This window comes from Ferrimonas balearica DSM 9799, from assembly GCF_000148645.1.
In the GTDB taxonomy this organism is placed as follows: Bacteria; Pseudomonadota; Gammaproteobacteria; order Enterobacterales; family Shewanellaceae; genus Ferrimonas; species Ferrimonas balearica.
The window spans coordinates 642903-661507 of the sequence record NC_014541.1 but is presented as its reverse complement, the minus strand read 5'-3'; the positions used below and the strand labels follow the sequence as shown (position 1 = coordinate 661507).

At 56.7% G+C, this 18605-nt stretch carries 17 protein-coding genes; 8 read left to right on the top strand and 9 right to left on the bottom strand.

The window, feature by feature from the left end:
* Positions 1 to 143: 143 nt before the first annotated feature.
* The gene (gene speA, locus FBAL_RS03160) at positions 144 to 2060 is read right to left on the bottom strand and encodes a biosynthetic arginine decarboxylase (RefSeq protein ID WP_371877172.1); all 1917 of its coding nucleotides are present in this window, start codon (positions 2058 to 2060) and stop codon (positions 144 to 146) included.
* Entirely contained in the window at positions 2061 to 2921 is an 861-nt protein-coding gene (speE, locus tag FBAL_RS03155; RefSeq protein WP_013344125.1) for a polyamine aminopropyltransferase, read from the bottom strand. It abuts the gene before it with no gap.
* Between the two features lie 485 nt (positions 2922 to 3406).
* Here speE and metK point away from each other — a divergent pair, with 485 nt between their 5' ends.
* Entirely contained in the window at positions 3407 to 4558 is a 1152-nt protein-coding gene (metK, locus tag FBAL_RS03150) for a methionine adenosyltransferase (protein WP_013344124.1), read from the top strand.
* Between the two features lie 86 nt (positions 4559 to 4644).
* Here metK and FBAL_RS03145 read toward each other — a convergent pair whose 3' ends face one another.
* The 5 genes from FBAL_RS03145 to FBAL_RS03130 form a co-directional block, all read right to left on the bottom strand.
* The gene (locus FBAL_RS03145) at positions 4645 to 6840 is read right to left on the bottom strand and encodes a peptidase domain-containing ABC transporter (protein ID WP_013344123.1); all 2196 of its coding nucleotides are present in this window, start codon (positions 6838 to 6840) and stop codon (positions 4645 to 4647) included.
* A gap of 414 nt (positions 6841 to 7254) precedes the next feature.
* Complete coding sequence (locus FBAL_RS20385) at positions 7255 to 7401, bottom strand: hypothetical protein (RefSeq protein ID WP_171814247.1); 147 nt, start codon at positions 7399 to 7401, stop codon at positions 7255 to 7257.
* Between the two features lie 14 nt (positions 7402 to 7415).
* Positions 7416 to 7550, bottom strand: coding sequence for a hypothetical protein (locus FBAL_RS20700; protein ID WP_280963582.1), 135 nt, complete (start codon positions 7548 to 7550; stop codon positions 7416 to 7418).
* Between the two features lie 269 nt (positions 7551 to 7819).
* Complete coding sequence (locus FBAL_RS03135) at positions 7820 to 9046, bottom strand: HlyD family secretion protein (RefSeq protein ID WP_245544370.1); 1227 nt, start codon at positions 9044 to 9046, stop codon at positions 7820 to 7822.
* 308 nt (positions 9047 to 9354) lie between these two features.
* Complete coding sequence (locus FBAL_RS03130; RefSeq protein WP_013344121.1) at positions 9355 to 10545, bottom strand: MFS transporter; 1191 nt, start codon at positions 10543 to 10545, stop codon at positions 9355 to 9357.
* 152 nt (positions 10546 to 10697) lie between these two features.
* Here FBAL_RS03130 and FBAL_RS03125 point away from each other — a divergent pair, with 152 nt between their 5' ends.
* The 7 genes from FBAL_RS03125 to FBAL_RS03095 all read left to right on the top strand — a co-directional run bounded on the left by FBAL_RS03125 (position 10698) and on the right by FBAL_RS03095 (position 15439).
* On the top strand, positions 10698 to 10937 hold the full coding sequence (locus tag FBAL_RS03125) for a hypothetical protein (protein WP_013344120.1): 240 nt from the start codon (positions 10698 to 10700) through the stop codon (positions 10935 to 10937).
* 75 nt (positions 10938 to 11012) lie between these two features.
* A complete protein-coding gene (locus tag FBAL_RS03120; protein WP_013344119.1) occupies positions 11013 to 12158 on the top strand; it encodes a C15 family peptidase in 1146 nt (381 codons plus the stop codon).
* Positions 12159 to 12219: 61 nt separating this feature from the next.
* On the top strand, positions 12220 to 12720 hold the full coding sequence (locus FBAL_RS03115; RefSeq protein WP_013344118.1) for a SprT family zinc-dependent metalloprotease: 501 nt from the start codon (positions 12220 to 12222) through the stop codon (positions 12718 to 12720).
* A 45-nt stretch (positions 12721 to 12765) separates the two neighbouring features.
* The gene (locus FBAL_RS03110; RefSeq protein ID WP_013344117.1) at positions 12766 to 13452 is read left to right on the top strand and encodes an endonuclease; all 687 of its coding nucleotides are present in this window, start codon (positions 12766 to 12768) and stop codon (positions 13450 to 13452) included.
* 13 nt (positions 13453 to 13465) lie between these two features.
* On the top strand, positions 13466 to 14197 hold the full coding sequence (rsmE, locus tag FBAL_RS03105; RefSeq protein WP_013344116.1) for a 16S rRNA (uracil(1498)-N(3))-methyltransferase: 732 nt from the start codon (positions 13466 to 13468) through the stop codon (positions 14195 to 14197).
* Between the two features lie 10 nt (positions 14198 to 14207).
* Complete coding sequence (gene gshB, locus FBAL_RS03100; RefSeq protein WP_013344115.1) at positions 14208 to 15152, top strand: glutathione synthase; 945 nt, start codon at positions 14208 to 14210, stop codon at positions 15150 to 15152.
* The gene (locus FBAL_RS03095) at positions 15149 to 15439 is read left to right on the top strand and encodes a hypothetical protein (protein ID WP_013344114.1); all 291 of its coding nucleotides are present in this window, start codon (positions 15149 to 15151) and stop codon (positions 15437 to 15439) included. Before gshB ends, FBAL_RS03095 begins: the two co-directional genes overlap by 4 nt.
* Here FBAL_RS03095 and FBAL_RS03090 read toward each other — a convergent pair.
* Positions 15436 to 17904, bottom strand: a complete 2469-nt coding sequence (locus tag FBAL_RS03090; RefSeq protein ID WP_013344113.1) for a putative bifunctional diguanylate cyclase/phosphodiesterase — start codon at positions 17902 to 17904, stop codon at positions 15436 to 15438. The two genes, FBAL_RS03095 and FBAL_RS03090, sit on opposite strands and share 4 nt — an antisense overlap.
* Before the next feature lie 194 nt (positions 17905 to 18098).
* Positions 18099 to 18533 carry a hypothetical protein gene (locus FBAL_RS03085; RefSeq protein ID WP_013344112.1) on the bottom strand — a complete coding sequence of 145 codons (435 nt, stop codon included), beginning with the start codon at positions 18531 to 18533 and terminating at the stop codon, positions 18099 to 18101.
* Positions 18534 to 18605 lie beyond the last annotated feature (72 nt).

Below are 18605 nucleotides of genomic sequence, written 5' to 3'. Positions count from 1 at the left end.
TTATCACAACCCCGTTCGGCTTGGTTCGAATGGTAGCGTGGCTTTCGCCTGTCGATTCTTAAGCCAAGCCACCAATAGCTATCGCCAGCTCCTGATACAAAAAAAGGCCCCATTCGGGGCCTTTTTCATTTGCGCGACGACGCTTAGGGTTCCAGATAGGTGTAGCCCTGCAGGCCGGCTTCCAGCTCCGCCAGGATGGCGGTGCGGGTGTCAGCGTCGAGGTCACGACCGTCCAGGCGGGAGCGGTAGCGATCCAGGATCGCTTTCGGATCCAGGTTCACGTACTCCATCACCTCAGCCACGGTGGTGCCTTCAACCCGGTCTGCCACCTGCCACTGGCCCTGCTCATCCAGGCGCACATCCACCACTTCGGTGTCGGCAAACAGGTTGTGCATGTCGCCCAGGATCTCCTGGTACGCGCCCACCATAAAGAAGCCGATATAGTACGGCTGCTCCGCCTGCCAGGCCGGCATCGGCAGGGTGGTTTCAATGCCCTGACCATCCACGTATTGATCGATGGTGCCGTCGGAGTCACAGGTGATGTCGAGGATCACCGCGCGACGGTCCGGCTTGGTATCGAGGCCACTGATCGGCAACACCGGGAACACCTGGTCAATGCCCCAGGCATCCGGCAGCGACTGGAACAGCGAGAAGTTCACAAAGAACTTGTCCGCCAGCTTCTCATTGAGTTCATCAATGATGGGACGGTGGGCCCGGTTCTTCGGCGTCAGCTTCTGCGCCACCTGGTGACACACCGCCAGGTGAACCTGCTCAGCCCAGGCGCGCTGCGCCAGGTCCAGCAGACCGTAGTTGTACTTGGCGTGCACATCGGCCAGATCGTTGTGGGTGTCGTGGAAGATCTCACCCAGAGCGCGCAGGTCGGTATGGGCCTGCACCTCTTTCAGGGTCTGCCACATGTTGTTCAGCACCAGCGGCGCACCGGGACCGGGGGCGGCCAGATCCTCTTCCGGCTGGTACGCTTCAACACCAATCACGTCGGCAATCAGCACGGCGTGGTGGGCGGTCATGGCGCGACCGGACTCAGAGATCAGGCGCGGGTGCGGCAGCTGGTACTGGCGGCACACATCACCGATGGCGTACACCACGTTGTTGGCGTACTCCTGCAGTGAGTAGTTCACCGAACAGCTGCTCTGGCTGCGGGTACCCTCGTAATCCACACCCAGACCACCGCCCACATCGACGATCGCCACCGGGGCACCGATCTTGCGCAGCTCCATATAGAAGCGGCCGCACTCGGTCAGGCCCTTCTGGATGTCGCGGATGTTGGACATCTGGCTGCCCAGGTGGAAGTGCAGCAGCTGCAGACAATCCAGCTGGCCTTCAGCGCGCAAGCGCTCCACCAGCTTGAGGATCTGCGCCGCAGAGAGGCCAAACTTGGACTTCTCACCACCGGAGGACTGCCACTTGCCTTTGCCCTGGCTGGCCAGACGGGCACGAACGCCCAGGCGCGGAATCACGCCCAGTTTGCGGCCCTCTTCCAGCACCAGGTCCAGCTCGGACATCTTCTCGATCACCAGGTACACTTCGTAGCCCATCTTCTGGCCAATCAGCGCCAGACGGACGTACTCGCGATCCTTGTAACCGTTGCACACGATCACCGATGCCGCGTCCTGGGCCATCGCCAGCACCGCCATCAGTTCACCCTTGGAACCCGCTTCCAGGCCCAGCTGCTCGCGGCCACCGGCGATCAGCTCGGTCACCACACTGCGCTGCTGGTTAACCTTGATCGGGTACACCGCCAGGTAATCGCCCTTGTAGCCATAGTCACTGATGGCGTTGCGGAAGGCACCACACAACCCTTGAACCTGGCTGTGCAGAATCTCCGGAAAACGCACCAGCAACGGCAATTTAACGCCGTCCTGGTTTACCAGGCTGTCGGTCAGCTCGGCCAGGTTAATGGCCTGCTCCGGGGCTTGCCGGTTGGGGCGAACCACCACCTGGCCCTGCTCATTAATGTGGAAGTAACCACGGCCCCAGTAGGGCACGTTGTACAGGTTGAGCGCGTCGTCTACGGTCCAGTTCAATGCCGGAAACCTCAGTTATTCCACCGCGTCGAGGCGGTCGATCAGGAATTGGGGCAGCGCGAAGGCGCCAGTGTGCACCGCGGGGGTGTAGTAACGGGTCTTGAAACCAGCCTTGGCAAAACGCTCAGCAATCACTTCACTGGACAGCTGGCGCAGTTCGGCGTTGTCGGAGGCCCAGGCCAGGGACATCACGCCGCCGATGTAGGTCGGTACCGGTGCACAGTAGAAGGTGCGGTCAGCAAAGAACGGCTTGAGGCGCGCCTTGGTGGTTTCCGCTTCATCCGGCTGCATAAAGGGCACGCCGTTCTGGGCCACAAACACACCGCCTTCGGTCAGGCAGTTTTTGCAGCCACGGTAGAAGTCAGACTCAAACAGCGCTTCGCCCGGCCCGATCGGGTCGGTGCAATCGGAGATAATGACGTCGAACTTCTCGGTGCAGTTCATCACGAACGCTTTGCCATCGTCGATAACGATGTGGGCGCGCGGATTATCGAAGGCACCATTGCTGTGGTTCGGCAGGTACTGTTTGCACATCTCGATGACCTGATCATCGATCTCCACCTGGGTCACGTGCTCTACGGACTCGTGGCGCAGCACCTCACGCAGGATACCGCCGTCACCACCACCGATGATCAGCACGCGCTTGGCGTTGCCGTGAGCCAGAATCGGCACATGAGTCAGCATCTCATGGTAGATGAACTCATCCGCCTCGGTGGTCTGGATAACACCATCCAGAGCCATTACCCGTCCGAACCGTTCATTTTTAAAGATGATCAGTTCCTGATGTTCAGTCGGCGCACGGAAGAGCACTTCTTCCATCGCAAACGACTGGCCATAAGAGGGGTACAGGGTTTCCAGGTAGCGGTTATCGCTCATTGTTTTTCTACTCCTAACTGCCGCCCTTGGGGGCGGTAATGGGTCACAGTGACAGCAGGGAACACTCCGGCCGCGTCGGCGGTTCCAGACAAGTCAGGGGTACAATGAGAGAGTGTGGTGCAGGCGGACGGCGGGCGCCATCCTCCCGAGAGGGGGGGGTAAAATTGAGCAAACATCGTCATATTCATCCGTTGCCGTGCGGTGCGAACGCGCCACACGGCTTATGCCTCTAGAACCATAAAGCCTCAAAATTGAACTCAGTACTTGTCGGCCTGACGCCGAGGCGCGCAGTTATACCCCCTTTGTGGGGCAAAATCCACCGACTCAAACACAGTCTAAACTGTCATTCCGACACGCGCTTTCCAGCGGAGTCACGAAGTTTTGATCCGCCGCACTGGTATTGGAATGAAAAATCCATAGAATAGCCGTCCAGATGTAGAAGCCTCTACACGTTTTTCAGTATAGATAGACGAGAGAATTTCCCTATGGCACGTCACCTGTTCACCTCCGAGTCGGTGTCCGAAGGTCATCCCGATAAAATTGCGGATCAGATCTCCGACGCGGTGCTCGACGCCATCCTGGCTCAAGACCCGAAAGCCCGCGTGGCCTGTGAAACCTACGTAAAGACCGGCATGGTCATGGTCGGCGGTGAGATCACCACCTCCGCCTGGGTCGATATCGAAGAGATCACCCGTCAAACCGTTCGCGAGATTGGTTACACCCACTCCGACATGGGCTTTGATGCCAACTCCTGCGCCGTTCTGTCTGCCATCGGCAAACAGTCCCCGGACATCAACCAGGGCGTTGACCGCGCTGACCCGCGTGAGCAGGGTGCTGGTGACCAGGGCCTGATGTTCGGCTACGCCAGCAACGAAACCGACGTGCTGATGCCGGCGCCGATCACCTACTCCCACCGTCTGGTGAAGCGTCAGGCTGAAGTGCGCAAGAACGGCACCCTGCCGTGGCTGCGTCCGGACGCCAAGTCTCAGGTCACTTTCGCCTACGAAGATGGCAAGATCGCTGGCATCGACGCCGTAGTACTGTCCACCCAGCACTGCGACAGCGTGTCCACCGAAGACCTGCGTGAAGGCGTGATGGAAACCATCATCAAGCCGGTACTGCCGGCTGAGTGGATCACCAAAGACACCAAGTTCCACATCAACCCGACCGGCCGTTTCGTTATCGGTGGCCCGATGGGTGACTGTGGTCTGACTGGCCGTAAGATCATCGTAGACACCTACGGCGGTATGGCTCGTCACGGTGGTGGTGCGTTCTCCGGTAAAGATCCGTCCAAAGTGGACCGTTCTGCCGCCTACGCCACCCGCTACGTTGCCAAGAACATCGTCGCTGCCGGCCTGGCCGACCGCTGTGAGATCCAGGTTTCCTACGCCATTGGTGTGGCTGAGCCGACCTCCATCAGCATCGAAACCTTCGGCACTGGCAAACTGCCGGAAGACACCCTGATCGCGCTGGTACGCAAGCACTTTGACCTGCGTCCGTACGGCCTGATCCAGATGCTGCACCTGGAGCGCCCGATCTACCAGCCGACCGCCTCCTACGGTCACTTCGGCCGCGTTGAGTTCCCGTGGGAACAAACCGATAAAGCTGAAGCCCTGCGCGCCGACGCCGGTCTGTAAGACCCGCCTCGCCGACAAAAAAAGCCCCGCAATGCGGGGCTTTTTTAGATTCAGGGCTGGCCTCTCTACCTGCCCTCTAACGCAACTTAAGGTGGGCAGTTCGATGTCTCTTTATGCAAAGCTTGCAGCGCTTCGAGACTTAACAATTTACCGGCATCCATCACCATCACCCGATCGGCTTGCTTAATGGTCTCTGGCCGATGTGCAACGATGATTCGGGTCATCGCAAGATCTTTAATATGTTCACCGATGCTGATTTCGTTCTGCACATCCAAATGACTGGTTGCCTCATCCATAAAGAGCACCTTAGGCTCCTGATACAGTGCCCGCGCTAGCAGTAAACGCTGTACCTGTCCTCCTGAAAACTGATTCCCCATGTCGCCGACTAAAGTGTTGTAGCCCATAGGCATCCGACTAATATCAGCGTCGATGGCAGCAAGTTGAGCACAGCGCTGCACTTTAACCAAGTTTGGTTCGGGATCAAAAAAGCTCAAATTATCCAATACCGAGCCAGATAGCAGAGTGTCGTTTTGCATCACAGCAGAAATTTGACGACGATATTCAGTAAGGCCAATCTGAGTAATATCCTTACCATCCAACAATACCTTACCCTCAGACGGCTCAAGCAGTCCCAGCATCAATTTAATCAGTGTTGTTTTGCCACAGCCCGACGGTCCGACGATAGCTACGGATTCACCCGGCTCAACGCAAAGGTTACAATCCCGGATTATCCAAGGTGTGTTTTCAGCATGGCGGAAACTCACTCCCTTAAGCTCAAGTTTGCCAAGAACCTCCGCCAGAGATAATCGAGATTCTCGGTGAGGCTCAACTTCGGCCAGAGCAATGTCTGATATCCGCTCAAGGTGTAACCTTAGCATTCGAAATTGAATCAGTTGCTCAACGAAGCTCGCCATTCGATCAGTAAACTGATTTTTGTACGCGATAAAGGCAAAAATCATCCCAACGGTTAACAGGCCTTCCATTACCAAAGTTGCGGACAAATATACAACCACTACATTCTCAATGCCAAAGAGAAACTTATTTATTACATCAAAGCTAATTTTCAACTTTCCGAGACGAATTTCGCTATTAACGACTTCGGCATATCGATTCTGCCATAGACTCTGACGCATCGATTCACAGGTGAATAGTTTAATTGTTTGAATACCACGGATGTTCTCGAGAAAGTTACTTTGCTCCTTGGCTTGTGCTTGAATATACTCTTCAGTTTGGCGCCTGAGAGGTTGGTATAAAGCAAGCCGAAGCAAAGTATAAAGAACGACAGCCGCTACCACCACTGCAGCCAGTTTAGGCGAGTATAGCAACATCATTATCAATACGGTCATCGACATTAACCCATCGACAACCGTTTCAATGAGCCCCGTTGTCAAACGCTCTCGAATTTGCGCCAGCGAGCCAAAACGTGAGACTAGATCCCCTATATGTCGCTTCTCGAAGTAAGCCATAGGCAACTTAAGAAGATGCCTTAACAGGTTAACCCCCATCTGCATATTCATCATGCTAGATAGGCGTAATATAAGATAGCTACGAACTCCAGTAGAGATTACAGTGAACAACACTAGTAAACTAAAGCCGATAGCAAGCACGGTGAGAAGGGGCTGATCATTGCTGAGTAGCACCTCGTCCACCACCCACTGCATGTAGTAAGGACTAGCAAGAGCAAAAACTTGCAGTACGATCGAAAGTAGCAGTAATGAGACTAAGCCGGACTTGAGGCCAACGATTTTGCTCCACAGTTGCGATAATTTCATTCGCACCCGCTGGTCCTGCTTTTTGAAGTTACTCGCTGGCGTTAACTCCAGCGCAATACCAGTATAATGCTCACTAAACTCAGCCAGACTCATCTGGCGTTTTCCCAGCGCCGGGTCGTTAATCTTTATGTCGGTTCTGGACACCCCCGTCAACACAACAAAATGATTCATATCCCAATGCAGCACACAAGGAATCGCCAGTTTTCCAACCTCTGCCAATGGACACTTAAGTGCACGACTAGCAAGACCTAAACCATCAGCCAAAGCGATCATTTGCTGCAGGTTCATACCGACGAGATTAGTATTAAACCGCTGCCTTAGTGAAGGCAAATCTTGCTTAGAACCATGAAAGCTCGCCACCATCGCCAGACAGGCCAGGCCACACTCCGCGACTTCAGTTTGCATGACAAGCGGAACTCGACGCGCGCTAGAAAACTCCAGAAGCTCTAGGCTATTTTCATCATCATCAGATGAAGGTGCGTTATTTGAGGGTTCACTTTCTACTATCAAATTAAATTTCTCTCATTAGAACCATTTACCATCAAAATTAAAAATGTAGATAGGGATTACATTAAATAGATCATGAAATAATTATCGTTGCCTAATAATAAAATCATCAGCCCTACTGAAAGGCAAAAATATAAATCGCGACCAATAAAGACACAAAAACCGAGGACCTATCAAATTTACTATTTCCCGACACGACCCCTCTAAATATGTTAGAAAGAGCCAAAACCGGAATGGCAATTATCAAAACGCTTATCTTGTCAAGTGGCAAAGAAAAAATGCAATTCCAATCATCTTTAATATAATCCTTAACCCAAAAAATCCATATAAAAAGAAGAGCTAGACCAAGATATAAAAAAATTCTATTAATCATAACAATTTTGGGAAATTTCAGTGGGTCTCCCCCCTGATAGATATTCATCTATTTTCAGACATGGCATCTACGGCGCCATAAGCAAAACCAGCAGATAGCGAAAACGCCCCTAAATATCCAGCGGCAAAATATACAAAAAATACCATCCCACCTGCTACTTCTTGTGTTTCTTCAAATGTTAAATTCTTCATATCAACACCTTAAATTAACGTTCATAAAAATAGTAAGCGAGTGCCCCCAGGCTTCCTACTGCGCCCGCTCTCCCTAACCACATTGCAGCAATTGCAATTGGGTGTCCACCAACAACAATATTTAACTCACTAACACTTAGCTCTTTCATGATGTTCACCTGTATTATTCACTATATAGATAATGCCCAAGAGCCCAGCCTCCACTAAATAGTCCGGCTAATCCCGCAGCCCCTTCAAGGACCGCCCAAGCTATAGCTACTGGCATACCGCCGTTAACCAGATCTAATTCATCACATGTCAACTCCTGCATAATAAATCACCTCATATAAAAAATTAAATAATACAATTTAAATAAATTTAACTATCGTAAAAACCTCCTTTAAAATTTGTGTGAATGGATTTATTTTGGGATATTTAATTAGCCAATCCTCCCCTTTAGGCTATAAATCGGATCCAATAGCCAATCTAGCAAAGAGCGCCTATCCAAAATAATGTCTGCTTCCAGCAACATGCCTGGTTTGAGTGAAAACTCTTCACCGTATGCATTAATAACTTGCCTAGATAGTTTGGCCTGCACACGATATACTGGCTCGCTGAGATGTACAGGTATATCAACCTCTCCTTGAACAATAAGAGATTTATCAACTCTTGAAACCTCAGAACTTATGTGCCCGAACCGTTGATAAGGAAATGCCTCAAACCTCAATCGTACTTCATCATGTAATTTAACGAATCCTGCCGAACGCGTGGGAAGTAATAATTCAGCAATCAATTCACCCCCATCAGGGATGATGCTTAAAATCGGCCTTTCCGCTGACATAAATTCACCTTCCTTTACCGATATTGACGTTACAACTCCGGATTCATTAGCCACAACACGAAACTGATATCCATTGTGGATTTCATCCAATTGTCGCTTAACATCGGCCTTTCTTCTTTCAATTTCCGCCAACATTAACCCAGTTTTATGCGGATGCCTGGAAACCTCAGCACGAGTTTCATTAAGCTGAGAATTAATACTAACGATATTGGCGTAGTTTGATTCAATCTCTTGAGCAATCTGCAATAACTTTTGTTCTTGAAGATGGTATTCCGCTTCTGATAAATATCCATCATGATAGATTTTCGAAAATCGTTCATATTCAACGTTCTGCAAATGCTGTTTTTCTTTAAGTAATCTCTGTTGACGCTCTAGTACCTTTACAGATTCTGTATAATCATTCAATCTTTGATTAAGCTCAATTAAATCCAGGTCGGACATTAATAATGTGGATTTATAATCTTGCTCGAGCGAACTTATTTGAGACTCAAGACTTGAGATCAAAGATACACTTAAATCAATGCCATTTAATTGCACTCTCGACAGACTGACTTTGGCAATCAAGTCCCCCTTTTGGACGCTTTGTCCGTCGCTCACATAAATTTTATCAATATTTCCAGAACGACCCGGATAGACCTTTATTATTCCCGAATCAGGCACTAAAAATCCTTTAACACGCTCTTTTCTAGCGTATTCGGAAAATGACAAAAAAGACAGACACAATGATAGAAACAGAAAAATGACGATAATAACAAAATAGATGGAAAAGGGTTGTGTCAATACAATTACCCCATACAAGCTATTAGCGCTTTGAGCTTTTGACACATCCTCTCTAAACAAAGTCAAAGCATATTCCTCCATGAGTGACCGTATGACGGCAACCGTTCACAGAGTATTCACGAATTTAAATTAAACTCAATAAGTAGAATCTAGGCTATGCTAATTAATGATTAATATTGATAAATCATTAATTCTGCGCCTCCTACGGTCACTTCGGCCGTGTTGAGTTCCCGTGGGAACAAACCGATAAAGCTGAAGCCCTGCGCGCCGACGCCGGTCTGTAAGACCCGCCTCGCCGACAAAAAAAGCCCCGCAATGCGGGGCTTTTTTTATGCCTGAACCCTGGCGGATGTTCAGACTGGCACGGTCATCCGCTGGCGCCGCTGCAATCCCGCCAGCGCCATCAGCATCAGGGTGTAAAGTATGCCGCTGCCCGCCACCACGCCATCCCACTGGCCCTGTTCATAGCAGTACAACAACCAGAAGCCCCCTAAGCTGGCACCGAGGTAGTAGTGCACCAGATAAAGCGCCGTGGCGCTGGCCTTGGCCTGCTCGGCATGCTGGCTGACCCAGGTGTACGCCAGCGCGTGCACCAGAAACGCCCCGGCACTGATCAGCAATAACCCCAGCACCATCGCCCACAGCGCATCGATGCGGGCCAACAGGCAACCGGCCATGGCGATCAGGGTGCCCAGTGCCATCCCGGATAAGGGGCCATACCGAAGGCTCCAGGCCCCACTCAGCCGCGATGTCAGGGTACCGCTCAGGTAACAGAGGAAGATCAGCGACGCCACCGCCACCGGCAGATGATGAGGGGCGGCCACCAGGCGGAACCCCATCACCGTAAACTGGTTCACAAAGAGGGCGAAGTTCAGGCCGCCAATGGCCATCGCCAGCCACAGTCGGGGATTGACCAGGTGGCCGATGGCCCGGCCTAGGTCACTGCGCAGCGGTGCCCGACTGGCCCGAAAGGCCCGGGCCGGTGGCAAGGTTCGCCACACCCAGGCGGTGGCCAGTGCGGTCAACAATGCCAGTGCCAGCGCCGCCGGTTGCCAGCCCAGCCAGTCCCCCACCATGCCGCCGTAGATCCGTCCGGCAATGCCCCCCAGCGAATTGGCCGCCACGTAGCTGCCCACCGCCAGCGCCAGCGCAATGGGGGAGAACTCCTCCGCCATATAAGCCACGGCGACCGCCACAAACCCCGACAGAGCCAACCCCATCAGCAATCGCGCCACCACCAACAGCGCCAGGCTGTCCGCCAGCAGTTGCACCAGCCCAACCAGCGCCACCAGCATCAGGCTGGCCAGCAACACCGGGCGCCGCCCCCAGCGTTCTGACAGCAGTGCCCAGGGCAGCAGACCGATGGCCAGCCCCAGCGTAGTGGCGGCGTGAATGCCGTTGGCGGCGGTAGCAGCCACACCGAAATGGGCGGCCAGTACCGGCAACAGCGGCTGAAACAGATAGAGATTGGCGAACACCAGCAGGGAACCAAGCGCCAGGGCGCGACTGGCTGACCGGTAATCAGGCGTACCGGGTTCAATCATGGCAGGAAACTCATAACAACTTGAGAGGTCTACAAAATAGCAATGGCAGCCCACTGACGGGAAATAGCCAAACTCCAATCAGCCATCGGCATTGTTTATACCGGGGCTACACTGAATCATCGAATCGGGTCGGTACGACCACAGGAGGGCGCATGAGCGATCTCTATCAGGCTCACGACATCAACTACCGGGGCGAGAACTGTGGGGTCCATAACTGGATGACCAAAGATGGCCACAGCTTCTATTGGCACCCTGACTGGGTGCACATCGCCGAGGACGAAACCGGCATGCACGTTAAGCAGCCACTTGAACTGGACCCCGGCGAGGCGCCGCAAAAACACCACGCCATCCGGGCTATCCTGCACTATCTCAATAGCTTAACCGGCCACTGACGCGGCGCTGTCTTTCGTCTGGCGGCACCATGGGGTAACCTCGGATCACCCGATGGAGCCATGACAAGGACCGCCATGAAGTCGCTTACCACTCTGGCACTGAGCTTATTCAGTGCCGCCAGTCTCGCCGCCCCTCTGGATATTGAGGAGCAACGCCTGCCCAGTGCCACCGAGTCGCTGGGCAGCAGCGTCACCCAACGATACCAGTCACAGGTGGCCACCCTGCTCGGCCACTACCAGGCCGACCGCAATGAACTCAGCGTCACCCGCCAGATGGCCGAGGATGGCCAGGCGCTATGGCGTGCCGCGGTGGAAGACGTGCAGGCGGGTCAGCTGGACGACCGCAGCCTCTACTGGGCCCGGCTGGCGGCCCGCGCGGCCATTAAGCAACACAACCCCGACTTCCGCATGGCCGAGTGGCAGCGCACCGTGCTGCTCAACACCCTGGAAAACGCCTCCCGGGGCATGAGTGACATCCGCTTTGATGACGACGCCCATTTCCGCATCCTGTTGACCGGCTTTGATCCCTTCCTGCTGGATCGGGACATCGCCCAGTCCAACCCGTCGGGCATTGTGGCACTGGCGTTGGACGGTGAGCGCTGGCAGGTGAATGGCCGCAAGGTTCAGGTCGAAACCGCGATGATCCCGGTGCGCTTTGAAGACTTTGATAACGGCATGATCGAGGCCCTGCTGACCCCCTACCTGCGGGACAACCGGGTCGATATGGTGGTGACCGTTTCCATGGGCCGGGAGCAGTTCGATCTCGAGCGTTTCCCCGGCCGCAACCGCAGCGCCACCGCGCCGGATAACCGCAATGTGCTGACCGGTGCCAATAAAAAACAGCCGCTGCCGCCGTCCCTCAACGGTGGCCCGCTCAATGGCCCGGAGTTTGTTGAGTTCAGCCTGCCGGTCAGCGCCATGCAAACCGCACCGGGCGCCTTCGACATCAATGACAACCGCAACATCAGCACCCTGAATGGCCCCGTCGCTGCCCGCAGCCTGGCGCAGCTGAATCAGGACGTGTCCGTGGAGGGATCGGGTGGTGGCTACCTCTCCAACGAGATCAGCTACCGCAGCATCCTGCTGCGTGACTTGCTGGGCAGCCGGGTGGCAGTGGGACACATCCACACCCCGAAAATCACCGGACATGACGCCGAAACCAGCGCCGCCATCCTGACCCAGGTGCGCGCCATGTTGAACCAGGCCGCTCAGGCCCAGTGAAGCGATAGACAGCATTGCGGGGGCTGGTATAGTGAGCCCGACTGACCTGCCGGAGCCCGCAATGCCCCCCTCCACTCTTCCCACTGAAACCCTGCATCAGTTGCTGCTGTCGCGGGTGGAAACTTGTTATCTGAAAGCCGAGCAACGGTTGGGTCGCCCTTTCCCCCGCCCCAGCGTCAGCCTGAAGATGCGGGGCCAGAGTGCCGGCGCGGCCCACCTGCAGGACAATCGTCTGCGCTTCAATCCGGTGCTGCTGGAGGAGAATCCTGACGCCTTCCTCGACGAGGTGGTGCCCCATGAGGTGGCGCACCTGCTGGTCTGGCACAGCTTTGGCAAAGTCGCCCCCCATGGCCGCCAGTGGCAGGCCATGATGCGGGATGTGTTTGGCCTGGAACCCCACACCCGCCATCTCTTCGATGTCAGCAACGTGGCCCCACGCACGGTCGCCTACCGCTGCCAGTGTCGTGACCACAATCTGACCATCCGACGCCACAACAAGGTGCAGCGCGGCCAGACCCGCTACCTGTGCCGCCACTGTGGCAGCGCCCTTCAACCGGCCTGACTCCCGGTCGCTCTATTGCCCATATCACCGTAACGACACCACCGAATGATTCGAGCCCTGTTACTGCTGGCGCTGTTGGCCAGCCCGGCGCTTGCCGCGCCCCAAAGTTTTAGCCAGGCCAAGCGCCTGCTGTTTACCCTCTACACCGGCCCACTCGCCCCACAAACCCTATACTGCGGCTGTGACTTCCGCGCCGACCAGCGCAAACTGGTGCCCGATCTGGCCAGCTGCGGCTATCAGGTGCGCAAACAGGAGCGGCGCGCCAACCGCATCGAGTGGGAGCACGTGATGCCCGCCTGGCAGTTTGGCCATCAGCTGCAGTGCTGGCAGAAGGGCGGCCGTTCCGAGTGCCGCAAAGACCCCAAATTCAAAGTGATGGAGGCGGACCTGCACAACCTGTATCCGGCCATTGGCGAGGTCAACGGCGATCGTTCAAACTACCGCTTCAGCGACTGGAACGGGCAGCCGAAACAGTATGGCCAATGCGCCATGGTGATCGACTTTAAGGCGCGCCAGGCCCAGCCTCCGGTGGCCGCTCGGGGGACCATTGCCCGAGCCTATCTCTACATGGCGGAGCAGTACCACGTGTCTCTGTCCACTCAGCAGGAAAAACTGCTGAAGGGTTGGCATAATAGCTACCCGGCTGACGCGGCCGAGTGCCAGCGCCACCGTGAGATCAGCAAGCTGCAAGGCCACCCCAACCGATTTGTCGCCGAGCAGTGCAACCCCTGAACCGGAACCCTCTATGCGCGTACCACGTATCTATCAACCCGTCCCTCTCGCCGCCGGCCAACAGCTGGCGCTGGATGACGATGGCGCTAACCACATCGGCCGCGTGCTGCGGATGCAGCCGGGCCAAGCCGTAATGCTGTTTAACGGTGACGGTCAGCAATACCCGGCCATCATCGACGAAGCGGGCAAGAAAAACGTGTTGGTGACGGTCCAGTCTGTCGAACAGCACCACGTGGAATCGCCGCTGGCCCTGCACCTGGGCCAGGTGATCTCCCGTGGCGAAAAGATGGAGTTCACCATTCAGAAATCGGTGGAGCTGGGTGCAGCCAGCATCACGCCGCTGTGGTCGGAGCGCTGCGGCGTCAAGCTGGCCGGCGACCGCCTCGACAAGAAGGTGGCCCAGTGGCAGAAGATCGCCATCGCCGCCTGCGAACAGTGTGGCCGCAACGTGGTGCCGGAGGTTCGTCCGGTGATGCGGCTGGACCAGTGGATGGCGGAGCCCTTTGAGGGCCTCAAGCTGAATCTGCATCCCCGCGCCGAGTACAGCATCAACACCCTGCCCGAGCCGGTACAGGCACTGCGCCTGCTGATCGGCCCGGAGGGCGGCCTCTCCGCGGAGGAGATCGCGGCCGCTCGTGAGTTCGACTTTACTGATATTCTTCTCGGGCCCCGGGTGCTGCGCACCGAAACCGCGGCCCTGACCGCTATGACTGCATTGCAGGTACGCTTTGGCGACCTTGGATAAGGAGTCCAGGATGATCAAGCTTGGCATCGTGATGGATCCCATCTCGACCATTAACATCAAGAAAGACACCAGCTTTGCCTTCCTGCTGGAAGCGCAGCGCCGCGGCTATGCCCTGTTCTATATGGAGATGGCTGACCTTTACCTGGATCAGGGCGAAGCCCGGGCCAAAATGCAGCCGCTGAGCGTGGAGGAGAACCCGCAGCAGTGGTACCAGTTTGGTGAGGCGAAAGACGCCCCGCTGGCTGAGCTCGACGTGATCCTGATGCGCAAGGACCCACCGTTCGACACCGAGTACATCTACGCCACCTACATGCTGGAGCGTGCCGAGGAGCAGGGGGTGCTGGTGGTCAACAAGCCCCAGAGCCTGCGTGACTGCAACGAGAAGCTGTTTACCGCCTGGTTTGCGGAACACACCCCCACCACCCTGGTGACCCGCAGCGCTGAGCGCATCCGTGCCTTCCACGCGGAGCACGGTGACATCATCCTCAAGCCGCTGGACGGCATGGGGGGCGCCTCCATCTTCCACGTGCGTGAAGATGGCAGCAACCTGGGCGTGATCATCGAAGTGCTGACCAATCACGGCCAGAACTACGCCATGATCCAGAAGTTTATCCCTGAGATTAAGGAGGGTGATAAGCGCATTCTGGTGGTGGATGGTGAGCCGGTACCTTACTGCCTGGCCCGCATCCCCCAGGGCGGTGAAACCCGTGGCAACCTGGCTGCCGGTGGCCGTGGCGTGGCCCAGCCGCTGTCAGAGAGCGATCGCCGCATCGCCGAGGCGGTGGCACCGGAGCTGAAAAAACGGGGCCTGATCTTTGTGGGCCTGGACGTGATTGGCGATCGCCTGACTGAAGTGAACGTGACCAGCCCCACCTGTGTGCGCGAGATTGAGGCAGCCTTTGACATCAATATCGCCGGACGCCTGATGGACGCGATTGAGCAGCGCCTGGCGTGAGAGCCGGATTACTGCTGCTGGCGTTGCTGGCGGGCCCGGCGCTTGCCGACGCCTGCCTGCAAGCCCCCTGGCGCGAACAGCCCTGCCCCAACCTGCGCTACCTGTCGGTGACGGGTGAGGATGGGGCGCGGATGGTGTGTGTCTGTCCACCGGATTTTGCCCACCTGCAGGCGGTGCCGGATACGGTGGCGGGCAAGGCATTGCGCGACAAAGAGCTGGAGCGGATCGCCGCCAGCTATCAGCTGACCGACGCCGAGCTGGGCCAGATCCTGCAACTGCAGGATTAACGGTTCTGCCGACCGAGCAACTGCACGCCGCGTTCGTCGTCGGGCCAGCGCAGTTGCTCATCCAGCTGCGCCAGCAACACCTGGGTCTGATGCTCATCCAATGGCGCCGAGAACAGGTAGCCCTGGGCATAATCACACCCTATCTGGCGCAGGAACTGGCGCTGGTCATGACTTTCCACCCCCTCCGCCACCACTTGCCGCTTCAGGTTGTGGGCCAGGTCGATCACGCTGGTGACGATGTTGCGATCCACATCAGAGTTGTCCAGATCCGCCACAAAGCCCCGGTCCACCTTCAGCAGGTCAAACGGCAGCTGCTTCAGGTAACTCAGTGAGGAGTAGCCGGTGCCGAAGTCATCAATGGCGATGCGCACCCCCATGGATTTCAGCTGCTGCATGATGGCCATGGCCCGGTCGAGGTTCTTGATCAGGCTCTCTTCGGTCAGTTCCAGCACCAGTCGGCTGGGATGGATGCGGTAACGCTCCAGCAACCCCTGCAGGTACTTAACCAGATCGGCACTCATGTACTGATTCGGCGACAGGTTCACCGCCACATAGAACTGGTCGCTGCCCAACTGTCGGGTGTAGCGCGCCAACAGGTCGATGGCGTACTCCAGCACATAATTGCCCAGCTCCACCCCCTCTTTGCTCTCATCCACCTCCTGAATGAACTCCGAGGGCATCACCAGGCCCCGATTGGGGTGATACCAGCGCACCAGCGCCTCAAAGCCCACCAGGCGGTTGTCGTCCATGGTCAGGATGGGCTGCATCGCCAGCGCCAGCTGACGCTCCTTCAGGGCGATGCGGATGTCCTGCTCCAGCATCAACCGGCGGGACGCGCTCTCCAGCATCTGTTCGTTGAACACCCGGTAGTTGGAGCGGCCGGCCTGCTTGGCCTGATACATCGCCAGATCAGCCCGTTTCAGCAACTCCTCTGGCCGCATCATCGGGTTGTCGCAGAACACCACGCCAATGCTGGTGGTAATGATCAGCGTGTGCCGCCCGAGCTGCAGCGGCTGCTGCAGGCTGGTAAAAATCTGATGGATGATGCGGTGGATGTCACCCTCGGACTCCAGGCCGCGCACGATGATGGTGAACTCATCGCCGCCAAGGCGACACACGGTATCCATGCTGCGGATGCTTTTCTGCAGGCGGTTGGCGACGGTTTTCAGCAACTCATCGCCAATGTCATGGCCGAGGGTGTCATTGACCCGTTTAAACTCATCCAGGTCGAGGAACAGCAGGGCGATCTGGTCATCGGTCCGGCCAATGCTGCCCAGGGCTTTGGCCAGTTCATGATGGAACATGGCCCGATTGGGCAACCCGGTCAGCGCGTCCATCATCGCCATCCGCTGCAGTTCATTGGTGTAGCGATCCACGTCGCCCTCAAGCCGCTCCAGCTGACCCGCCACCTCAAGGGTGGTGCGTTCGAGCTGGTCCAGCTCATCCTTGGTCCAGCCCGGCCGGTGATCCAGTCGATCCCGCAGATCGTCATAACGGCTTTGTGCCAACAGCGGCAGGGCCCGGCCGAGCCGATGCAGACGAGCCAGCGGACGCCACAACGCCAAGGTGCCAAGTCCGCCGGCCAACAGCACCGCCATCAGCAGAATGCCCACCAGATCCCCGACAAAGGCGCGCTCTCCCAGGGTCAGGTCACTGACGTCCCGCAACAGCATCAGTTGTTCACCTGCGGGCCCCAGGGGCCAGGCAAACAGTGCCCAGTGGCGCCCGTCCCACTCAAGCTGAGTGGGGCCCTGCTGCAAACCGGCCAACTCGGTCTGCTCGGCAAAGCGGCGCAGCAGCGGCTGGGTATGGGCGCGATCCGTGATGCTCAGAACCCGACGGCTCCAGGGGCCGGCACCGGCCTCAGCGCTGAGCAGCGCCACCTCAATCTGGTGGTGCTCCGCCATCGGCGCCAGCACCTCGGATAGGTCGGACACCATCACCATCAGATGGATCTGGTCATCCACCAGCACCGGAATGGCCACATCCACCAGGCACTCCAGCTGGCAGCGAAGCCGTAAGCTGGGCTCGCCCAGGCTGAGGGTTTCACGCATCCACAACGTCACCTCGCTGACGTCGGTGGCCACGGCGCCCTGGCGCAGCACGGGGGTCAGGTCGGTGGTAAACAGCCCCAACCCCTCCAGGCGCCAGAACAGCTCAAAGTCTTGCCAATGGTGGGCCACTTTGTCTGACATGCCCGCCAGGGTCAGCCGACCATCCTCGCCCAGCATCAGGTGAAATTCGTGGCTGAGACTGACCAGGCGCTGCTCCGTGGCTTTGAGACGGATGCTGTAGTCCCGCCACAGGGCATGGTGCTGGCTCACCAGAACATTGCCGACCTGCTCGTCAAAACGACGCAGCCCCAGCAACCCGATAACCAGGCTGATCAGAAGAAGTAAGGTGATCGTGGCGAGGACAAGCTTCCAACGTAAGCTGACAAACCGCCCTCTGGCCCAATGCATCATGCTGCTGCCATATCCTGAACAATGAGAGAAAAAGGGCCCCGACACTTACGGTCTGTTCCGCAGTGTCAGAGCCACTGTTCTTGGGCGGTTCCCCGATGCTTGGGCGCATCGGGACATCGTTCGCCATCCCTGTCGTGTTACTGAGAAGAATAGCCGCAAATTCCGATCTCCGGCGGACAAACGCCCCTTCACACTCAAAAGGCCAGTCGCACCAGATTGGCACTCAGCTGGGTATCGCCGGAGAGGTAACCGATGGCCCCCGGTGTGGACTCCAGGGTCTGGCGCATCTCCTTCTCACTGCCCACCACCAACGGGCGGTGTTCACGATCCTCAAAATGGCGCCCTCCCCAGGCCAGATCCAGCTGGTAGGGCAGCAGCCTGAGATGTTGACGGCAGAACTGGTGATGCACCGGGTGACGCTGGGGCAGCAGCACCACCACCACCGAGCTGCCATCGGCCCAAAAAGGCTGTTTCAGGGTAAAGATGGCGCGCAGTTGCTCACGGCTCAGTGCCCGCTCAGCCACCCTGGCATTGGCCACCACCTGCACCGAGCTGTTGCTGCGCCCCCAGAGGGGTGGGCTGGCCAGAGCAGCCGTCATTAATGCGATGAAAAACAGACCTTTCGCCATCCAATGGCTCCATTATCCCGTTGCTTTGCAAGCTTAGCGTACGGTTTTCCGAACTGAATTCGCCCCCTCCCC

Bases quoted from the DNA above. Each gene is read 5' to 3' on its own strand.
- speE (WP_013344125.1), bottom strand. From the start codon at position 2,921: ATGAGCGATAACCGCTACCTGGAAACCCTGTACCCCTCTTATGGCCAG.
- metK (WP_013344124.1), top strand. From the start codon at position 3,407: ATGGCACGTCACCTGTTCACCTCCGAGTCGGTGTCCGAAGGTCATCCC.
- FBAL_RS20385 (WP_171814247.1), bottom strand. From the start codon at position 7,401: ATGAAGAATTTAACATTTGAAGAAACACAAGAAGTAGCAGGTGGGATG.
- FBAL_RS20700 (WP_280963582.1), bottom strand. From the start codon at position 7,550: ATGAAAGAGCTAAGTGTTAGTGAGTTAAATATTGTTGTTGGTGGACAC.
- FBAL_RS03130 (WP_013344121.1), bottom strand. From the start codon at position 10,545: ATGATTGAACCCGGTACGCCTGATTACCGGTCAGCCAGTCGCGCCCTG.
- FBAL_RS03125 (WP_013344120.1), top strand. From the start codon at position 10,698: ATGAGCGATCTCTATCAGGCTCACGACATCAACTACCGGGGCGAGAAC.
- FBAL_RS03120 (WP_013344119.1), top strand. From the start codon at position 11,013: ATGAAGTCGCTTACCACTCTGGCACTGAGCTTATTCAGTGCCGCCAGT.
- FBAL_RS03115 (WP_013344118.1), top strand. From the start codon at position 12,220: ATGCCCCCCTCCACTCTTCCCACTGAAACCCTGCATCAGTTGCTGCTG.
- FBAL_RS03110 (WP_013344117.1), top strand. From the start codon at position 12,766: ATGATTCGAGCCCTGTTACTGCTGGCGCTGTTGGCCAGCCCGGCGCTT.
- rsmE (WP_013344116.1), top strand. From the start codon at position 13,466: ATGCGCGTACCACGTATCTATCAACCCGTCCCTCTCGCCGCCGGCCAA.
- gshB (WP_013344115.1), top strand. From the start codon at position 14,208: ATGATCAAGCTTGGCATCGTGATGGATCCCATCTCGACCATTAACATC.
- FBAL_RS03090 (WP_013344113.1), bottom strand. From the start codon at position 17,904: ATGATGCATTGGGCCAGAGGGCGGTTTGTCAGCTTACGTTGGAAGCTT.
- FBAL_RS03085 (WP_013344112.1), bottom strand. From the start codon at position 18,533: ATGGCGAAAGGTCTGTTTTTCATCGCATTAATGACGGCTGCTCTGGCC.